Source organism: Streptomyces sp. AC627_RSS907 (genome assembly GCF_019049165.1).
This window is the reverse complement of record NZ_JAGMUE010001564.1, coordinates 1-566: the sequence shown is the minus strand read 5'-3', so window position 1 is coordinate 566 and position 566 is coordinate 1. Positions and strand designations below refer to the sequence as shown.

At 74.0% G+C, this 566-nt stretch carries 1 pseudogene; it reads right to left on the bottom strand.

Annotated features, from left to right (window positions below):
• A pseudogene (locus KUM32_RS43005) lies at positions 1-437 on the bottom strand (cyclase family protein); the annotation flags it as partial.
• Between the last annotated feature and the right edge of the window lie 129 nt (positions 438-566).

Here is a 566-nt window from a genome sequence, read left to right as displayed (position 1 = left end):
GTGTTGGAGACCATCGTGATGCGGCCGATGGCGAACTCGGTTCCGGGCGCGTAGTGGTCGCGCGACGCCCGCCGCGAGAGGTGGTCGCCGATCTCGGGTCCCGGCAGGCCGGGGTAGGTGGTCATGCCGTGCCGGACGGTGTGGCTGAGTTCCACGAACCGGCGCTCCCCGGCCCGGCCCGCGCCCGTGGCCCCGCGCGCGTCGGCCGCGGTCCGCAGCCCCCGGTGCGGCTCGCGCACCGCCTCGCGTCCGCTGATCCGCACCTCGGCCACCATCAGCAGGCCGAGTTCGCGGACGAACAGGTCAGCCAGTGCCCGGTCGTCGATGTCCGGCGCCGGGACGTCCAACAGGAAACCCCGCGTCTGGAGGCCGCCCCCGTTACCGAAGGACACCTCGGCGTCGAACCGTACTCGCCACTGCTCAGCGCTCTCATCCATGATCCGATCCTCCGTGCGGGGCGGCGCGCGGACAAGCGTGTTTCCGGTACTCGCCGCCGCACCGGCCGCGTCCGGGGGCGGTGGGCGCGAGGGCGCCCACCGCCCCGCCCTGCCGTGGCTCCCTCTTTC